This is a genomic window from Myroides sp. LJL115, from assembly GCF_054871665.1.
The window spans coordinates 56,696-72,987 of record NZ_JBTXLS010000004.1 but is presented as its reverse complement, the minus strand read 5'-3'; the positions used below and the strand labels follow the sequence as shown (position 1 = coordinate 72,987).

General features: G+C 32.3%; 10 protein-coding genes, 1 tRNA gene and 1 riboswitch. Of the genes, 5 read left to right on the top strand and 6 right to left on the bottom strand.

From position 1 onward, the window contains the following. Positions 1-234 precede the first annotated feature (234 nt). On the bottom strand, positions 235-1,953 hold the full coding sequence (locus ACYSNX_RS02000; protein ID WP_461753020.1) for a nitrilase-related carbon-nitrogen hydrolase: 1,719 nt from the start codon (positions 1,951-1,953) through the stop codon (positions 235-237). Between the two features lie 750 nt (positions 1,954-2,703). Between ACYSNX_RS02000 and ACYSNX_RS01995 the strand changes: the two genes are divergently transcribed. Together ACYSNX_RS01995 and ACYSNX_RS01990 are read left to right on the top strand one after the other, a co-directional pair. Beyond that, positions 2,704-3,201, top strand: a complete 498-nt coding sequence (locus tag ACYSNX_RS01995; RefSeq protein WP_461753019.1) for a hypothetical protein — start codon at positions 2,704-2,706, stop codon at positions 3,199-3,201. A gap of 441 nt (positions 3,202-3,642) precedes the next feature. Then, positions 3,643-4,272: a hypothetical protein gene (locus tag ACYSNX_RS01990; protein WP_461753018.1), complete on the top strand. Its 630-nt coding sequence runs from the start codon at positions 3,643-3,645 to the stop codon at positions 4,270-4,272. Positions 4,273-5,341: 1,069 nt separating this feature from the next. On the opposite strand, the gene metE is transcribed toward ACYSNX_RS01990, so the two are convergent. After that, on the bottom strand, positions 5,342-7,645 hold the full coding sequence (gene metE / locus ACYSNX_RS01985; RefSeq protein WP_461753017.1) for a 5-methyltetrahydropteroyltriglutamate--homocysteine S-methyltransferase: 2,304 nt from the start codon (positions 7,643-7,645) through the stop codon (positions 5,342-5,344). Between the two features lie 155 nt (positions 7,646-7,800). Next, positions 7,801-7,994: riboswitch (cobalamin riboswitch) on the bottom strand. 1,090 nt (positions 7,995-9,084) lie between these two features. On the opposite strand from metE, the gene ACYSNX_RS01980 reads away from it, so the two are divergent. Together ACYSNX_RS01980 and ACYSNX_RS01975 are read left to right on the top strand one after the other, a co-directional pair. Continuing rightward, positions 9,085-9,339: a type II toxin-antitoxin system Phd/YefM family antitoxin gene (locus ACYSNX_RS01980; RefSeq protein ID WP_461753016.1), complete on the top strand. Its 255-nt coding sequence runs from the start codon at positions 9,085-9,087 to the stop codon at positions 9,337-9,339. Continuing rightward, entirely contained in the window at positions 9,340-9,594 is a 255-nt protein-coding gene (locus ACYSNX_RS01975) for a Txe/YoeB family addiction module toxin (RefSeq protein ID WP_461753015.1), read from the top strand. It begins immediately after the preceding gene. 190 nt (positions 9,595-9,784) lie between these two features. On the opposite strand, the gene ACYSNX_RS01970 is transcribed toward ACYSNX_RS01975, so the two are convergent. The 4 genes from ACYSNX_RS01970 to ACYSNX_RS01955 form a co-directional block, all read right to left on the bottom strand. Next, positions 9,785-9,869: transfer RNA gene (locus ACYSNX_RS01970), tRNA-Ser, on the bottom strand. Between the two features lie 305 nt (positions 9,870-10,174). Next, the gene (locus ACYSNX_RS01965; protein ID WP_461753014.1) at positions 10,175-11,851 is read right to left on the bottom strand and encodes a S41 family peptidase; all 1,677 of its coding nucleotides are present in this window, start codon (positions 11,849-11,851) and stop codon (positions 10,175-10,177) included. 14 nt (positions 11,852-11,865) lie between these two features. After that, positions 11,866-12,612: an outer membrane beta-barrel protein gene (locus ACYSNX_RS01960; RefSeq protein WP_461753013.1), complete on the bottom strand. Its 747-nt coding sequence runs from the start codon at positions 12,610-12,612 to the stop codon at positions 11,866-11,868. 448 nt (positions 12,613-13,060) lie between these two features. Then, positions 13,061-14,851 carry a hypothetical protein gene (locus ACYSNX_RS01955; RefSeq protein ID WP_461753012.1) on the bottom strand — a complete coding sequence of 597 codons (1,791 nt, stop codon included), beginning with the start codon at positions 14,849-14,851 and terminating at the stop codon, positions 13,061-13,063. A 332-nt stretch (positions 14,852-15,183) separates the two neighbouring features. Here ACYSNX_RS01955 and ACYSNX_RS01950 point away from each other — a divergent pair, with 332 nt between their 5' ends. Then, positions 15,184-16,146, top strand: a complete 963-nt coding sequence (locus ACYSNX_RS01950; protein ID WP_461753011.1) for an ABC transporter ATP-binding protein — start codon at positions 15,184-15,186, stop codon at positions 16,144-16,146. The last annotated feature ends 146 nt before the right edge of the window (positions 16,147-16,292 follow it).

Here is a 16,292-nt window from a genome sequence, read left to right as displayed (position 1 = left end):
TTTAGTTTTTTTCAATTACCTATATTAGAAGATGCTTTATAGCCTTCTAGGGGATTTGTATTTTTGTTGTCTTTACCATTAAGTAATATAATTTGTGCTTTTATTAATGGGGTATCATACATAATCGTTCTGGATTTAGGTATTCTTTCTAATTTGTTTTTACAAGTAAATTTTACCGTTCATAGCCTTTAACTACTTAAATATCCTCTTGGAGTAAAAAAATGAGTAAACGGCTTACTTGACAATAATTGGAAACCAAATTGCTGCTTGACCAGCTATTAGTTGATCTTGATTAATCCAAGTATAAGGAGCTGGAATCTGACAGATGGACTGCACAGTCTCTTTTTGTTTTTCTGCTAAAAGAGTTGGTGTGAAAACTACAGGCTCCGGACCGTAAATACCACAAGAAGTAAATTCATTGTCATATCTACCTCCACAAACTACCCACATTTGATTAAGGGTTGCAGCGGCGTAAGAAAAATAATCGGCTTTACCTGTTGGTGGATTTGCAATAGAATAAAGATCTTTATCAATTTGTACCTTTAATGTTGATGGTAATCCAGCCGGGGCTGCTAAGACATCTGCACGTAAAGCACAAAGCATTCCACCAACTTCTGAAATTTCTAATTCATAAGCTGCAGCAAGTGCAATTCTTCCAATACTAGTTGGTGTAACTACCATTTCTTCTCCAGAGCTAGCCCATTTAGCATCTCTTTCATTTAAATGTGTTACGCGGTATCTACTTATAATTTTTCCACTAGGATCTCCTAGTACTATAGTATGGTAGTACTTACCATTATCTACCTCTGGATAGCTCCCCACTATAAAGGCCTGTCCTTTAAGGGCAATTTGGCAAAGTTGCTTTTCAAATGGCCCATCTTTGCTCTCTGCCTTACTTTTTATAATAGTAGGGTCATCTGTGTATTCAAAGCCTGCAAACTCTGGTAAAACCACTAATTCTTGTTTTTGCACCTCAATGCTAGAAAGTTTTGTTTGTGATTTTGTCCATTGTATAGCTTTTAAGCTAGTTTCTACCACAGTTGTACTGGCATTAGCATCTGTGGGTACACGGTGTAAGGCCAATAATGGGTTGTATAAATGTGGGCGGCGACGTTTAAGAATTCTTTCTCTGGCTGTATCGGCCTTAGAAACATCAATTTGAGCTGTATATATTCCATGTAATCCATTTGGTAGTACTATTGGACCAATTACAGGTGCTTGCGCGATTTTCTCCCCCGAAGGATTCCAAATACTAGAGCCTCCATTGTAGTATACTTGACTATTATTGTTTGGATTTGTTTCAATACCACTCCTTGTGGCTCCTATTACCCACACTCCGTTTAAAGCGCTCATATGTTGAACGTGAGCAACAGTGGAGTGATCCCCTAGTTTTTCTTTTACACTTGCATTTGGCATAACGCGATCAGAAACGGAATGCCAAGCTATAATTTGGGCACCTTTTAACATGGCTATTCTGGCATATTGCCAATAAGTATCATCATAGCAAATTAGTAGTGCAATTTTACCAATAGGAGTGTCAAATACGTTGATGCCTGTATTTCCAGGTCCAAAAACTTTGCGATCTTGAGAGTTTAATCCTATTTTTCTGTAGGTACCAATAATTCCCTCAGGACCCATTAAAACAGCAGAGTTGTATGGAATATTAGTTTGAGCATCTTTTTCAGCTATACCAACACTCATATACATATTATACTTTTTTAATAAAGGTAAAATTGCATCTGTTGTTTTTCCTGGAATAGTATCTAGAAAAGGAGCTAGTTCTTCACTATCTGTAAATAGATAGCCACTTTGTGCAGTTTCAGGGAAAACGGCAAAATCTACGCCTTGCTGGGCAACTTTTTCCACAGCTTGTACTAAATTGGAGATATTGGTCTGTACACTTCCCCAAGCAGGAACAAAGTCCACTGCTGCAACTGTAATTTGATCTTTCATTGTTCGATGTTATGGTTATATATGAGTATTTACCTAACTAAAATAGTACACATCAAAATCACCTTTTAATCAATGGCAATTTTACCTTATTGCATTGCTTTTTCTATTTATAGAGAAAAGCAATGCAATCAAATTGGAAATCTCTTCATTAGTCGACTTATGTGTATGTATCTTTCTACCTAGCTGTTAATTGTTAATATTACAAGTATATTATTATAATAATTTTATATAAATATATGTATAAAATATTTTAAAATAAAAGTTTAATTAACTTAAAAGTACATAATAATGATAGGTGTTTATGTGAATCTATATATAAGTGTAAAGTAGTAAAGGGTATTGTAAGGAATGTATAAATAAAACCAGGTGTACTAGGGTAGTGGGGATAGCCTTCTTATAGGTTGAAATAATTAAAAGGAGATAGGTTGAAATAATTAAAAGGAGATAGGTAGAAATATCGGATTAGTGAAAAAAATCATCGCCAATAAAACAGTATTTACTCCATTTGATTTGTTGTATATTTGCCCCTTATAACATTTGTAAATCCCAAGCATATATTTAATGTTTCTAAGGAAACTTATAAACGTAGAACGGGCTTAAAAACAAAAATGTATACCTATTGTGTTTTAGCAATAAACAAACATTATTGTGTTTGTTAACTAGTGAATGGCTATGTAGGGATACAACTTTAGATTTACTTTACAAATGAATTATATACTTATATAAATATTAAAAACAACAACAAAATAAATGAGATCTGAAATTTGTAGCTGTCAAGGCTTTAATAGCAATTGTGAAAAATGTTTTGGAAGTGGAATTATTTCTATTACAATGGGGGAAAAAATGACCAATCACAAAAAACAGACGAAAAAACAAAAATTCGAATCGTTTCTTCCTGAAAATTTAGATCTTTTGTCAAAGAGTGAAATTGATGAACTTGCAGTAAAAATCATTGCTAGTTTAGACCTAAAATCGAAGAAACAAATGCAAATTTTAAACTCAATTCCGTTTAATACTAATACATTTAGAAGAGATTTTGGTGATAAATTTCAGTTGCTTGGTTCAATAGAGGAGCAGAAGCAACATTTAAGAAGTGAACTTTTAGCCATTGATCAAGAGATCCTAGTTAAAAATTATAGAAGTACTTTTAATTTTAAGCATTTCTTATCGGATAAAGACGTGGATGTTAGTTCAAATCGCCAATTAAAAGAATTAATTCGCGCATATAAAAGAATAAAAAACAGTTAAGCATCGCTTATATTGGAATTTAAAATAAAATGAGCTCGGTAGGACACCGGGCTCATTTTATTTTATAATAAATGGAAGATATAATTGGGTTTCAATACAAAAAGGTCTATAGCTAGGTATTGGATAAAAGCAAATAGAAGTTTTAGAATGCAACCAATAGAGTGTTACATCATTTTTATTATCTATTTGTTGTGCAATAACAGCAGTGTTTTTATATTTAGTCCAATAATCTACTTAGGTAATAAGGGGATATTCAAAGGGGTTAAAATGTTGTAGAACTGTAGATTAGCAACACCTATAGATAAGTTGGTTATTAGATGTAAACTGGGTGTCATTGGTTTTTATAGAAAGCTTACTTTTTAAAAGCATTTAAGTAAGGGGATTTATAAGGGATATAACTGCAAATAACAAAAGTTACAATCGTAAGAATTGCAAGACAAAATGAAACAAATAATACTAGATAGGATGCGCGCTTTAGGTGCGGATATAAGTAGAGTAAAGGGAAGATCTTTACAAGAAGATATTCAAAGCATTACTTTTAATAGCGTTTTATATCCAAAACCAGAAGATACACCTTGGGCATTAGAGCAAGATCAGGAACCTATTTACGGGTTAAGTGAATTTATAGGTGCTAACCAAGATTTGATACAAACAGATAGAGAAGCTTTTTTTGATAAAATGCTTAAGCATTATTTTGTTGATACAAAACAAGGTAGAGGACAGATGTTTTGGACTTCGAAGCTTTTCACTCCTTTTCAAGAAGGGACAGAGGATTATGAGCAGTGGAACCAAGATTTCTCTGACCCGGAAGTTGTCAATTTAAGCCCAATTGAAAAAATAAGTGGAACCCAAACTCCTACAATGATACAGCTATTTTATAGTTACGGTTTTCCTGATCACTACTATATTTGCTTAGAAGATCCAAATCAAGAAAATCCAACTGTCTTTGGCACAGATAATGAAGAATTCTTTTGTGAAATAACCTATGAGGGAAACCTACAGGAGTTTATGCATAGTTTTTTAACGCCAGAGGAGTTAATTGGTATAGTAGATAAAGCATTAGGTGAATAGGACAAGGAGTATTCACCATTTTGAATATTCTTTAAAATTTGCGATAAAAATTGTGTTGATTCCTAACATTTTTTTGCAAGAAAGGCTATAAGAGCCCGATTACTTATAATCATGTACATTCTTTAACTCTGCATTTTTTCCTCTAGATTATATTGGTACTTGAAGTCTTCTGAGTTTTAGAATTCTAATTGATTTTGATACGTTTGACTTTTAATATTAATTCAACAAAGTTTGGTTTACCTCCTAGTTTACAATACCCTTCTTTTAACAAGCAAATTTTATATTTTTCTATATGAAAATAATAGGTAGTTACTAAATTATTAGCTACGTTTTTTTGTTCGTGTTTTGACTTTCTAATGGCTAGGTGTCAGTAGAACATTGGTATATATTCGCACCCTTATTGTAATCAAATATATCCTCATGTTTTCTTGTGCCATAACCAATAAAACTGTTTCAGCAATAAGTGCTTTTAAAAAATAGATATCCAATTATCTTAGTTTTCTAAACTTAGTAAGTATACTAGGGTTTATAATATCAAGCTCTGGAATTATGTCTAAGAAGTATTTGAAAGACAAAGAAAAGCCAGATGGGCTCTACTGCAGCAGTATTAGAGATAGCGTATATGTTTTTAATAAAAGTTGTATAAATAGTTTAATTGGCGACTCAGTTGTTGTTCTATTAGATTGCTTTTATTTATTAGTTCATTATGAACAAAAGAAAGTCTAGCAAATTAGTAACCTTACCCTGGATATTATCCTTAGGGATAATTAAATCATATAAACTAGACTAATGGTTTAAGGACAAAGATTGCTGAGGTGGCAATATAGACAAATCAGGTAAATATAAAGACAAATAGCTGCACTATTTAAAGTAATTGCTTTCAATAGTGTAGCTCTTGTTTTAAGTTTTCGTCTTAGAAAGGGGCTGTTTCAGTGCCTGGTTGAATACTAATTTATGGAGTGAAAATGTTGCATAAGATCCAAGAAGAAGATTGTTAAATAAAAAAACCTGCTTGTGCAACCAAGCAGGCTTAATAGTATGGCTTATTTTATTTAGTTGTTTTAAAAGGTTAAACTTCTACTGTTTGTCTTATGGCCTTGGCAGCTTTTATCATTTCAACAAGTGCTTTCTGAGTTTCTTCCCAATGGCGTGTTTTTAATCCACAGTCTGGGTTTACCCATAATTGTTGAGCAGGAATTACTCTTTGGGCTTTTTCTAGCAACTTAATCATTTCTTCTTTAGTTGGTATTCTTGGGGAATGTATGTCATAGATACCTGGTCCAATTTCATTAGGATATTTAAATTTATAGAATGCATCTAGTAAGTCCATTTGAGAGCGGGAACATTCAATAGTAATAACATCGGCATCCATTGCAGCTATATGTTCAATAATATCATTGAATTCCGAATAACACATATGAGTATGGATTTGAATTTCATCTTTCACTCCAGAAGCCGAAATACGGAAGCACTCCACTGCCCATTTTAAATAGGTATCCCATTGGGATTTTCGTAGCGGAAGTCCTTCTGCAATAGCAGGTTCATCTATTTGAATAATTTTTATACCAGCTTTCTCTAAATCAATAACTTCATCACGTATAGCCAATGCAATTTGTTGACAGGTTTGTAAACGAGGTTGATCATCACGCACAAAACTCCATTGTAAAATAGTAATAGGCCCAGTTAGCATCCCTTTTACCCATTTTTCACTAATGGATTGGGCATATTGTGACCAGTATACTGTCATAGGGTTTTCGCGAGAAATATCACCGTAAATAATTGGAGGTTTCACACAACGACTTCCATAACTTTGTACCCAGCCGTTTTTTGTAAATGCAAACCCCTCAAGACGTTCTCCAAAATACTCCACCATGTCATTTCGTTCAAACTCTCCGTGAACAAGGACATCAATACCAATTTGTTGCTGCCAATCGATAGTTCGCTTGGTTTCTTCTTTAAGTAACTCATCGTATTGTTGTTTGGACAGTTCTCCTTTTTTATACTTGGCTCTCCAAGTTCTTACTTGTGCTGTTTGAGGAAACGAGCCTATAGTTGTGGTTGGGAATAAAGGTAAATTAAGTACTTTTTGTTGTATTAATTTTCTTATTGCAAAAACATTTTCACGCTGAGAATCTTTAGCCGTAATAGCTTCTACTCTTTGTTTAACAGCCTTATTATGAATTAAAGTAGAGGTTTTTCTACTTTGCAATGCTTTTTTGTTTTCTTGTAAAGCCAGAAGGATTTTCTCTTCTTTGTTGTCAGTAGCTAACTCTTTTAAAAGTATAATTTCATTTGTTTTTTGCTTTGCAAAACTAAGCCAATTTTTAATTTCAGGCGCTAATGTGTTTTCTAGATCCAAATCACATGGGCTATGAAGTAGAGAGCAACTAGGTGCAATCCAAATCCTTTCTTTACCTAATTTATTTTTAGCTTCTTGAATAATGTTTAGTGATTTTTCAAGATCAGTCTTCCAAATATTTCTTCCATCTACAACCCCAAGAGACAGAATTAGTTTTTCACCAGCTTTATCAATCACTTGATTTAACTGTTCAGCGGCTCTTACCAAATCAAGGTGTAAGACATCAATAGGAAGACTAGTGGCTAAGTCAAGGTTATCTTCAAGACCTTCAAAATAAGTAGCTATAATGAATTTTAAATCAGGGAATAATTCTTTAAGTTTATTGTACACTTTTTCATAAGCCTGCTTTGTTTTATCACAAATATCTAAAGCTAAAAATGGCTCATCAAATTGGATATACTTAGCTCCTTGGTCTTGTAGTTTACTTAGTATTTCAATATAAATAGGCAATAGATTATCAACTAAATCTAATTTATCAAAGTCTTGTTGTTTTTCTTTACCTAATAGTAAGTAGGTAACCAAGCCGATAATCACGCATTTAGCATTAATACCAGATTTCTTTGCATTGTCAAATTCTTCGAAAATTTTATTCCAACTTAGTTTAAAAGATTGGTCTTTAGTGAATTCAGGTACAATATAATGATAATTGGTATCAAACCATTTAGTCATTTCCATTGCTGTAATATCTATATGGTCTTTTTGATAACCACGTGCCATTGCAAAATATAGCTCTAAAGTAGAAATATTCTTATTAGAGGCAATTTCTTTGTATCTTTCAGGTATTGCACCAAGGGTTAAACTCATGTCCAAAACCTGGTCATAAAAAGAAAAATCATTACAAGGAATTAGATCTAATCCCGCCTCTTGTTGAAGTTTCCAGTTGGATTTACAGATATTTTCTCCTGTAACAAGTAGCTGATTTAAGTTAGTTTGTCCAGACCAATAAAGTTCGCAGGCCTTTTTTAGTTCACGTTGACTACCAATACGCGGGTAACCAAGATTGTGTGTTTTCATTTTGTAATAAATTATAGGATGAATAATAAATTCATCATTCTTTTAATAGCAAACGAATTACAAGGCTGAAAATAGACATATGGGTACTTTTATATATTTGGTAATATATAAGAAGTATGTTCCCATGAGATTTCAAGCTTTAAATTCGCGAAAGCTAAATCTATTCAACAAAGGCAGGTCTCCTGACTTATAACATTCCTATCCCCCCTTCCCATTTTAGTACAATAAAACAGTGGATTATTAGGATAAAAACTTTTCTATGGTTACTTACAGTTGCGCGACAGCTCGTGATTTGCACACGATTCCCTATTAATCTACCTTAAGTAAAACCTTGTTGAGAGAAGTATTTAAAAGAACAATATGAATTGGTTAAAGTTCTATTTCAAATGTAGAGACAACCGGTAATATTCCAAGAGGTTCTTTCTTTTTAGGGATAAATTACTATATAAATTTCTATTTAAAAATATTTTTCTTTTTAAAGGTTATTTTTATCTATTTGAAAGATAAAAATTCTATCAAATCCCTTTGTGTTAGAGAGTGGATAATTGATTATATGGAACATTTGATAGGATATTTAGATGAATTTAGTTGATTTTAAAATAATGATAGTGTTTTTTCCTTTGTAATCCACGTGAATATGTAAATAGTAATACCTAAGAAACAGCTAAGTATTCCAGTCCAAGATGAACAGCAACTAAAATGAGAGAGAAGTAGGGATTATAAAAACAGAAATATTTAGGTTTATTGTATTTTTTAGTAGGTGTTTTCTAGTAGTTTTGGTTTCTATAATTGTATTGTTTTATACTTAAAAAATTGAATTGCTAAGTAGTTTACTAAAGGGCTTTTACCAACTCTTTGAATATATATTTTTGTTTTATTGTAAGTAAATTAATTTGTGTAGGTTATTTTACTGCTTATAAAAGTCAAGTAATAGATAAAAAAAGAAAAATAAAGTTCTTACAAAATAGATGAAAAATAAAGCAAAGTGTAATTAATATAATGAGTGTTTTAGGTGTAGATATAAGTAGAGTAAAAGCAAAGCATTACTTTTAATAGTGACTTATATCCCAAACCTGAGGATACACCTTGGGCACCAAAGCAAGGTTAAGAACCTATTTATGGTTTAAGTGACTTTAGAGATGCTAACCAAGATTTGTTGCAAATAGGAAAGCTTTTTTTGATAAAATGATTATACATTATTTTGTTGAAACAAAACAGGGTAGGGGAGGACGGATCTTTTGGACTGTGTGTATCTAAACTACTAGGTTACTTTACTATAGTAGTAATCTAAATCGTTGTGAGAAAGACCTAAGAAGAATTTGATTAAAAAGTAATGTAAATTATTGATTAAGATATGATTATTGGTAAATAAGAATTGAAAATATATTTTGTAAATCAAAATAATGTACTTAATTTTGTACAAAATATAATACAAGTTTATGTTAGTAGCAAGTGTGTCAGATTTTAGAAAAGATATAAAATCTTATTTAGATAGAGTTTCAAAGAATTTTGAAACCTTAATTATCAACAGGGGAAAAGATTCTGGGATTGTTGTTATGTCGTTAGATGAATACAATTCGTTAATGGCAACAAATCATGAACTATCTTCGCGAATCAATGAACTAAGGCTTGATTCAGCTATCGAAAAATTAAAAACTAATCAGTCTTTTGAAAAAAAATTAATAGAAGAATAAATGAAATATATTTTCGTAGATGAATCTTGGGAAGATTATTTATTTTGGCAAAAGACTGATAAGAAAAAAGTAAAGCGAATCAATGATTTATTAAAAGATATTTCACATACACCTTTTACGGGAATTTGTAAACCAGAGCCATTAAAGCATAAATACTCTGGTTTTTGGTCACGTAGAATTGATGAGGAACATCGTTTAATTTATAGGTATGAAGATGGACAAATATTAATAGCAAAGTGCCGTTTTCATTACTGATTAAATTGTTAAACTATGACTTGACATTCTAGCAAAAGTATACCAAAATGGTGTAGATCGTAATATCTAATTATGTATTCTAATCAAAGTGCACAGGTGAGATGTGATTCGTAACCAAACTTTAGACAGGAATATTAATAATTTATTGACATAAAAAAAACCGATAACAATTGTTATCGGTTTTTCTTTGCGGAGAAAGAGGGATTCGAACCCCCGGACCTGTTACAGTCAATAGTTTTCAAGACTACCGCAATCGACCACTCTGCCATTTCTCCAAGGTTATACCTTTGGTCTAACTGGGTGCAAATATATAATATTTATAGCACTATACAAGACTAAAATCAAATAAAATTCATTTTTTTAATAGGTGGTATTGTAAGTTATTTTATATGAGGAACTTAATTTTATAATTTTTTTTATAAAATTTGAAAGCGCATGGTTTTCTCTTCTAATAAGTAATCTAAATAGTGTAACTCCCGGTTTTTTATAAGCTTACCACTTTAATTGTAGTAAGAATTATGATAAAAACTCTATAAAAACAATAAGAGATGGAAAATCCATCTCTTATTTTTAGTTTTAATTATTTAGAGTTTAAGTATTCAATTGCCTGATTTAATACTTTGTCATCAAAATCAACAGAGTTCATTTGAGACATTTCCTCTGGAGTTAACGGAGTTACAGGGAACTCAGGTTTAATTCCAATTCCCTCTACTACTACTCCTTTAGCATCTTTCATTGCTAGAAGAGGCATGTAGAAAGATAGTTTTCCTCCTGCAATTGCATCTCTTGTACCACCGTTGAAGTCGTCTGTTGTTCCTAAACCAGCAGTTGCACCAGCACTATAATCTCCAACACTTACAACTTGATCTCCTTGAGACTTAAGCATCAACGTTGTAATCTCTGACATACTTGCACTTCCTTTGTCTGTTAAGATAGCAATAGGAATATTTGCAGGTATTCCAAATTCATGTGGATGTGTAGTAGCCTCTACCCAAGGCGTGTAATTAAATCTACCATTACCTTCTCTTGTTCTTTGGTAAGCAAATACTTCACTAGTGGTAATAAATCTATCTGAAATAAATCGGGCATCAATTACAGCTCCGCCGCCATTAGAACGTAAGTCAATAACAATTTTCTTAATATCTCCTTTATGTAAAGGGTTTAAGAATACTTGGTAAAATTCCCCTCTGGTTAATACTTGAACAAGACCATTGTTGAATTGGGTAAAGTTATATCCGAAATTTACGTGATTGGTCATCAATCCAATAAAATCGCCTACATAATCTGCTGTTTGAGCATTATAAGAAGGTCCATAAGGACCAATAGTATTGAATTGTGGTAATTGCATATAAGCTACATAGGCTCTTTGAGCAGCTATCATAAGTTCGTCACTTACAATTTCTGTAGCATTGAATTTAGCTACCTCTGCCATATAATTTGCAAAAACTTCCGTATTAGGATAAGAATTATATGTCTCTAAAATACCAAAGGTAATATCTCTGATGTTTTCTCTTACTGATTGGTCTTCAATTGCCTTTAAAGATTCTAAAGCGTTTAAAATATCTTGGGTTAACAATAAAGCATTTCCAGGGTCAGGATTTAAATAATTCTCTGCTAAAGCTATTTGTAAAGTACTTGTTACGTTAAATTGATTGTAGGTCAAGTAGAAAATTTCAGGGTTTGCTTTTAAGTGACCAGCAATGATACCTAAGTTTGCATTGTTTAATACAAAGGCATCTTTGTCAACCCTGTTTACCATATAGTTAAACTTCGGAGCGAAAGGATAATTAGTTGGTCTTGTTTCGGCTAACATACCTCCATAGAAAGTAACTGTTCTAATAATATTTTTATTAGTTGCAGGAAATTGAATTTTTACATTAAAGTGTTGGTCGATGATAGGGTCGATAATTTGTTCAAAATACGATTCTGCTGTTAGGTAATCCTCGTTAATTTGTCCGTCGTCTTCATCTGGTCTTCCATAAGTTTTTAGGGCTGCGAATTTTGGTAAATACTCTTTATATATAGCATCCCAATCCATACCTTGTTCTTTTTGCTCATAGAAGTAATTGTATTGTTGGTCCATTGTTTTCCAAAATACTACAAATAAATCCTCGTAAGATTGTACATCTGCTGCAGTAAATCTTCTTGGGTCTGTAATGGTAGAATCATCACTAGAACAAGAATTTAATACCGTTAAAGAGGATAAGGCTAAAAGGGAAAACCCTACGATTGCTATTTTATGTTTTATTCTTCTCATTGTCGATGATTTTATTAAAATTTATACGCTGCTCCTAAAGTAACCATGTAAGTGTTTCTTACTACTTTAGACCCTGGATGATCATATTTATAGGTGTCTGTTAGACCATGCAGGTAACTATAGCCTGCATAAAAGTCAAGTTCCTTAATGGAATATCCGAGTTGGATTTGCCCTTGTAATCCCATAGATATTCTATGGTATTGGTTTTCATTTTTCTTCCAGTCATATTTCTCTGAAGCATCCACTAATGGGAAACTTCCATCAGGTTGTAATTCAGCAAATAAAGGGTAGGTACCTTTTACTTTTGATTTAGCCCAATATTCTGCGTAAATTCCTCCTGCAACTTTAATCCAAACTCCATCTGAGGTATAAGGGTTGTTTAATAGATACCCTCCAATAGATAAAGGAACAGAGATAAAATCATTATTGTACTTTGAATGCCAACCTTCACGCGAATTAGTTCTTTCAAAGTCGTAGTTTCTTTGCATATAAGAAATACCAGAAGCTACAAAGAGGTCTTTATACACATTCATCTCAAAGCTTGTGTTAATAGCAAAACCTCCTCTTGAAGTGTACTTAGAGTCTATAAGGTTAGAAATATTTGCACTTAAAGAGGTATTAGTATACCCGGCATCTAGCCCAACTTTAAAGCGCTTGGCTTTTTGATCTGTTTGATCATTTGGTTGTGTTTGTGCATGCATTGACAAGCTGAACACAGACAGAATAATAGCGGTTAGCCCACTAAATTTTGAAGAAATCATAATTTACTATTTTTTGATTACTCCAAAATAGTACAATTTTACTTAATTTTAAACTAAAATTAACATAAAGTTAATTTATCTGTTTCGTAATTTAAATGTATGTAAGTTGTTATTGTGATATTTTTTGGTTAAAATGTATTTTATTTACTTATTTATTGTTTAAATAGTAAAGATTGTTTGTTTTTGTGTTAAGCAGTTGGTCTTTTGCTACTTTATTTTAATTTGAAGTTTAAGGTATAATTGCATCAAGAAACTTTTTTGGTATATAAGTTGAAAGAGCTTTCAAAAAGGAGTGTTTTTTAAAGAAACATATGCAGATTATTATGCAGTTTCAATCCATATAAAAGACTAGTTGCTAAAACAAAAAATCCCTCTATTTTAAATAAATAGAGGGAAGTCTTATAAAGCATTAATCCTTTATAAGTTATATAAGGCTTAATAGAGTTGTTTATAAATTTATAAGTAGTAATTCTTTCTTATAGCTAGATAAGGCCTGTATGCTACTTTGTAATTGTTTATCAAAGTAAACCACATTGTGCTGAATAAGTTCTTGGTAATATAGAATGCCTTGGAGCAGATTGTCCTTGAAGCTTTGTAGTTTTTTTGCTTTTTGCTTAGTATCAGCGGGGCTTGTATTTTTTAATTCTTCTTTAAAGTAATCTACATACATTCCAAGCTCTTTGATAAAGAAGTTGGGACGATTGGGGTGATTGATAAGATCCCTTTGACCATAGATATGTTCAATCATTTGCTTTAAGCTTACTTGTTGATTAAAGTAAGCCATATTAGGGCCAGGACAAATAACCACTCCTTGTTTTTGACCTTTGATATCAAGGTTATGTTCCATTAAACTAGGGTTAGATAATCCAATACAAAGACAGGCTTTTTGGGTGATGGCCTCTTTTTTGTTTTGATAGACCATTAGGCTAAATTCTTTTCTTTGCGCCTCGAGCTTTTCTAGGGCAATTTTCTGAAACTTAGAAGAAGCACTACAAAGTCCTTTTGCATCATGGCTAGTATCTAAAGCAAGATACTTACGCGTACACGCGCTGCCTGGTTTTTCTTGTTTTATACGTTGGTTTTTATAGAAATCATTACTACTGCCTCTTATGGTATTAAAGGGGATGCCTAAAGGAGAGTAGTTGCTTAAATAAAGATCCTTCTCTTGTGCATTTTGCAAAAGCTCTCTAGTTGCTTTATCCACCGAAGTAGCCTCTTCTACTAATAAAAAGGGGCTACCCCAACCCACGGAGTCTACCTTGTAATAGTCTAGTAAAAGTTGATGCTCGGCATTTGTTCCTACTCCACCTTGAGCAGATATTTTAATTGGCATTTTATGGGTTGGTACTCTTAACCCTTTTTGGGTTAATGCCGTTTGTAAAAGGGCAAAAATAGTCTCTTGAAGCTTTTCTTTATTGTCTTTAAATTCTTGTAAGATAGGCCCAAGTAAAAAGCCTTGGGTTGCAAAGGCATGTCCTCCACAATTTAACCCAGATTCCACTCTGTATTCGCTTACCCATAATCCTTTTTTTGCTAAATAACTTCCTTGTAATAAAGCAGAACGGTAATCGCTTACTTTAAGTACGATCTTTTTGTTGAGCTCTCCTTTTTCACTCGGGAAAAAGTCGGGGAAAGATTCAAAATAAGAAAATAATTTAGGATTCATTCCAGCCGATAAAACAACACTAGATTGCAGATTGCTTTGGGCATATCCCCTTAAAGCAGCATGCGCATCATTGTATAAAGTAGGTAAGGGGGTGTTTTTATCAAAAGCTTGTCTATCTACTTTGGTCATAATATTTACATCGATATCTCCTCCGTGTAAGTGGGTATCTAAAAAATCTTTGATTTTTCTAGAGCAAATATGACCATCTATGTACTTTTGAAGATGCTCCTTTATTACAGAACTCTTAGGTAACATTCCAATAAAGTCTGTAATGGACCCTGGGTTGTTTAATAAGTTCTGCTTTAAAGACTCTATGTTCTTTTTTACAATCGTATCTAGAGTGTTAAGGTAATTAGTTATTCTTTTAGCTCTGAAATCTTCCACTTTTCTGGATATTTTCTCATAAGGTAATTTGAATTTTTCACTGTAAAAACAATTGAGTTGCTCCATAAGTTCATCGTCCATTACAGAAACCACAGAAGAGATTCCATATTGGGCTACTCGTATTGGAGTATCAATGGTATAGGCTAATCCCATTACAGGAATGTGAAAAGATTGCATGGGTATTTTCATGGGTGTAGTTTTTTAAAATCTCGGTAAGTTTGGATTAAAAAATAGTTTTAACCTTGATATAAATCATAGGATAATTGCTTTCTTTAATGTATTTGCTTTGAAGTGTATAGGTGTGTTTTTGTAATTTATAATTTGCTCTAACCTTTGATATTTGGTGTTTTTAGTGGGAATTTTATAGTAGAGAAATGCATAGACAAGTACCAAGAAAAATACAATGCTTTTATAAAAATGTAGTAAAATAGTAGTGCTAGGATAAAAAAACAGATATTAAAATCTAGTTTCGTTTTCAAATATGTTATTATTATTATATTTGTATCTCATAAAAAATAATAATGTTAGTACTTAAGAATATATCGTTTAGTTATACACCCGGGAAAACCATCATAAAAGATATTGATTTAGTTTTAGAAAAAGGCGTACACGTGGCTTTAATTGGAGAAAGCGGCTGTGGGAAAAGTACTTTATTAAAACTTATTTATGGTCTGCAGGATTTGGATAAGGGTAATATTTATTGGAATAATAAACCAGTACTTGGTCCAGCTTATAATCTAATTCCAGGAGCAGAAAAGATGCATTACCTAGCTCAGGATTTCGACTTAATGCCCTATACAACAGTAAAGGAAAATGTAGGTAAACATTTATCTAATACGAATTTACAGGAAAAAGAAGAGCGTATTGATCAACTTTTAAAGATTGTTGACTTACAAAAGTACGCAGATCAAAAGGTGAAAAATCTAAGTGGTGGACAACAACAACGTGTAGCTCTTGCTAGAGTATTAGCAAGTGATCCAGAGTTGCTTTTATTAGATGAACCATTCTCTCATATTGATTACTCTAAGAGAAGTTCGCTTCGTCGCGGACTTTTTAGTTATTTAAAACAACAAGGTATTAGCTGTATTGTAGCCACACATGATAGTTTAGATACTTTAGGCTTTGCAGATCAAACAATCGTCTTAAAAGAAGGGGAAGTAGTAGATTTAGGACCTACTCATGAGGTATATGAATATCCAAGTAGTAAATATGTAGCTTCTTTATTTGGAGAGGTAAATGAATTGTATTTCTCTGACTTTATGGAAAATCCTCAAATTGATGAACTAATGTTAATCTATCCTCATCAGTTAATGCGTAGTAATACCAAAGGTAAACTAGATGTAACCATAGAGGATAACTACTTCAAAGGAGACGGCTATTTAGTTAAATGTGCTTTGACTCCTGAGAGAAGTATTTGTTTTGATAGTCCAGTATATATTGAGCCTGGAACACAGATTAAATTAGCTTTAAAGAAATACCAATAATACCTTAGGTATACCAATATAAATAAATGTAATCTACTTTTGTGGATTACATTTTTTTTGATTGTAATAAAAAAGGGGCTATCTCATAAAGGTTACCTAGCAGTCATTCAGGAGTAAATTATTAGGTATAATTTATATTTCAGATA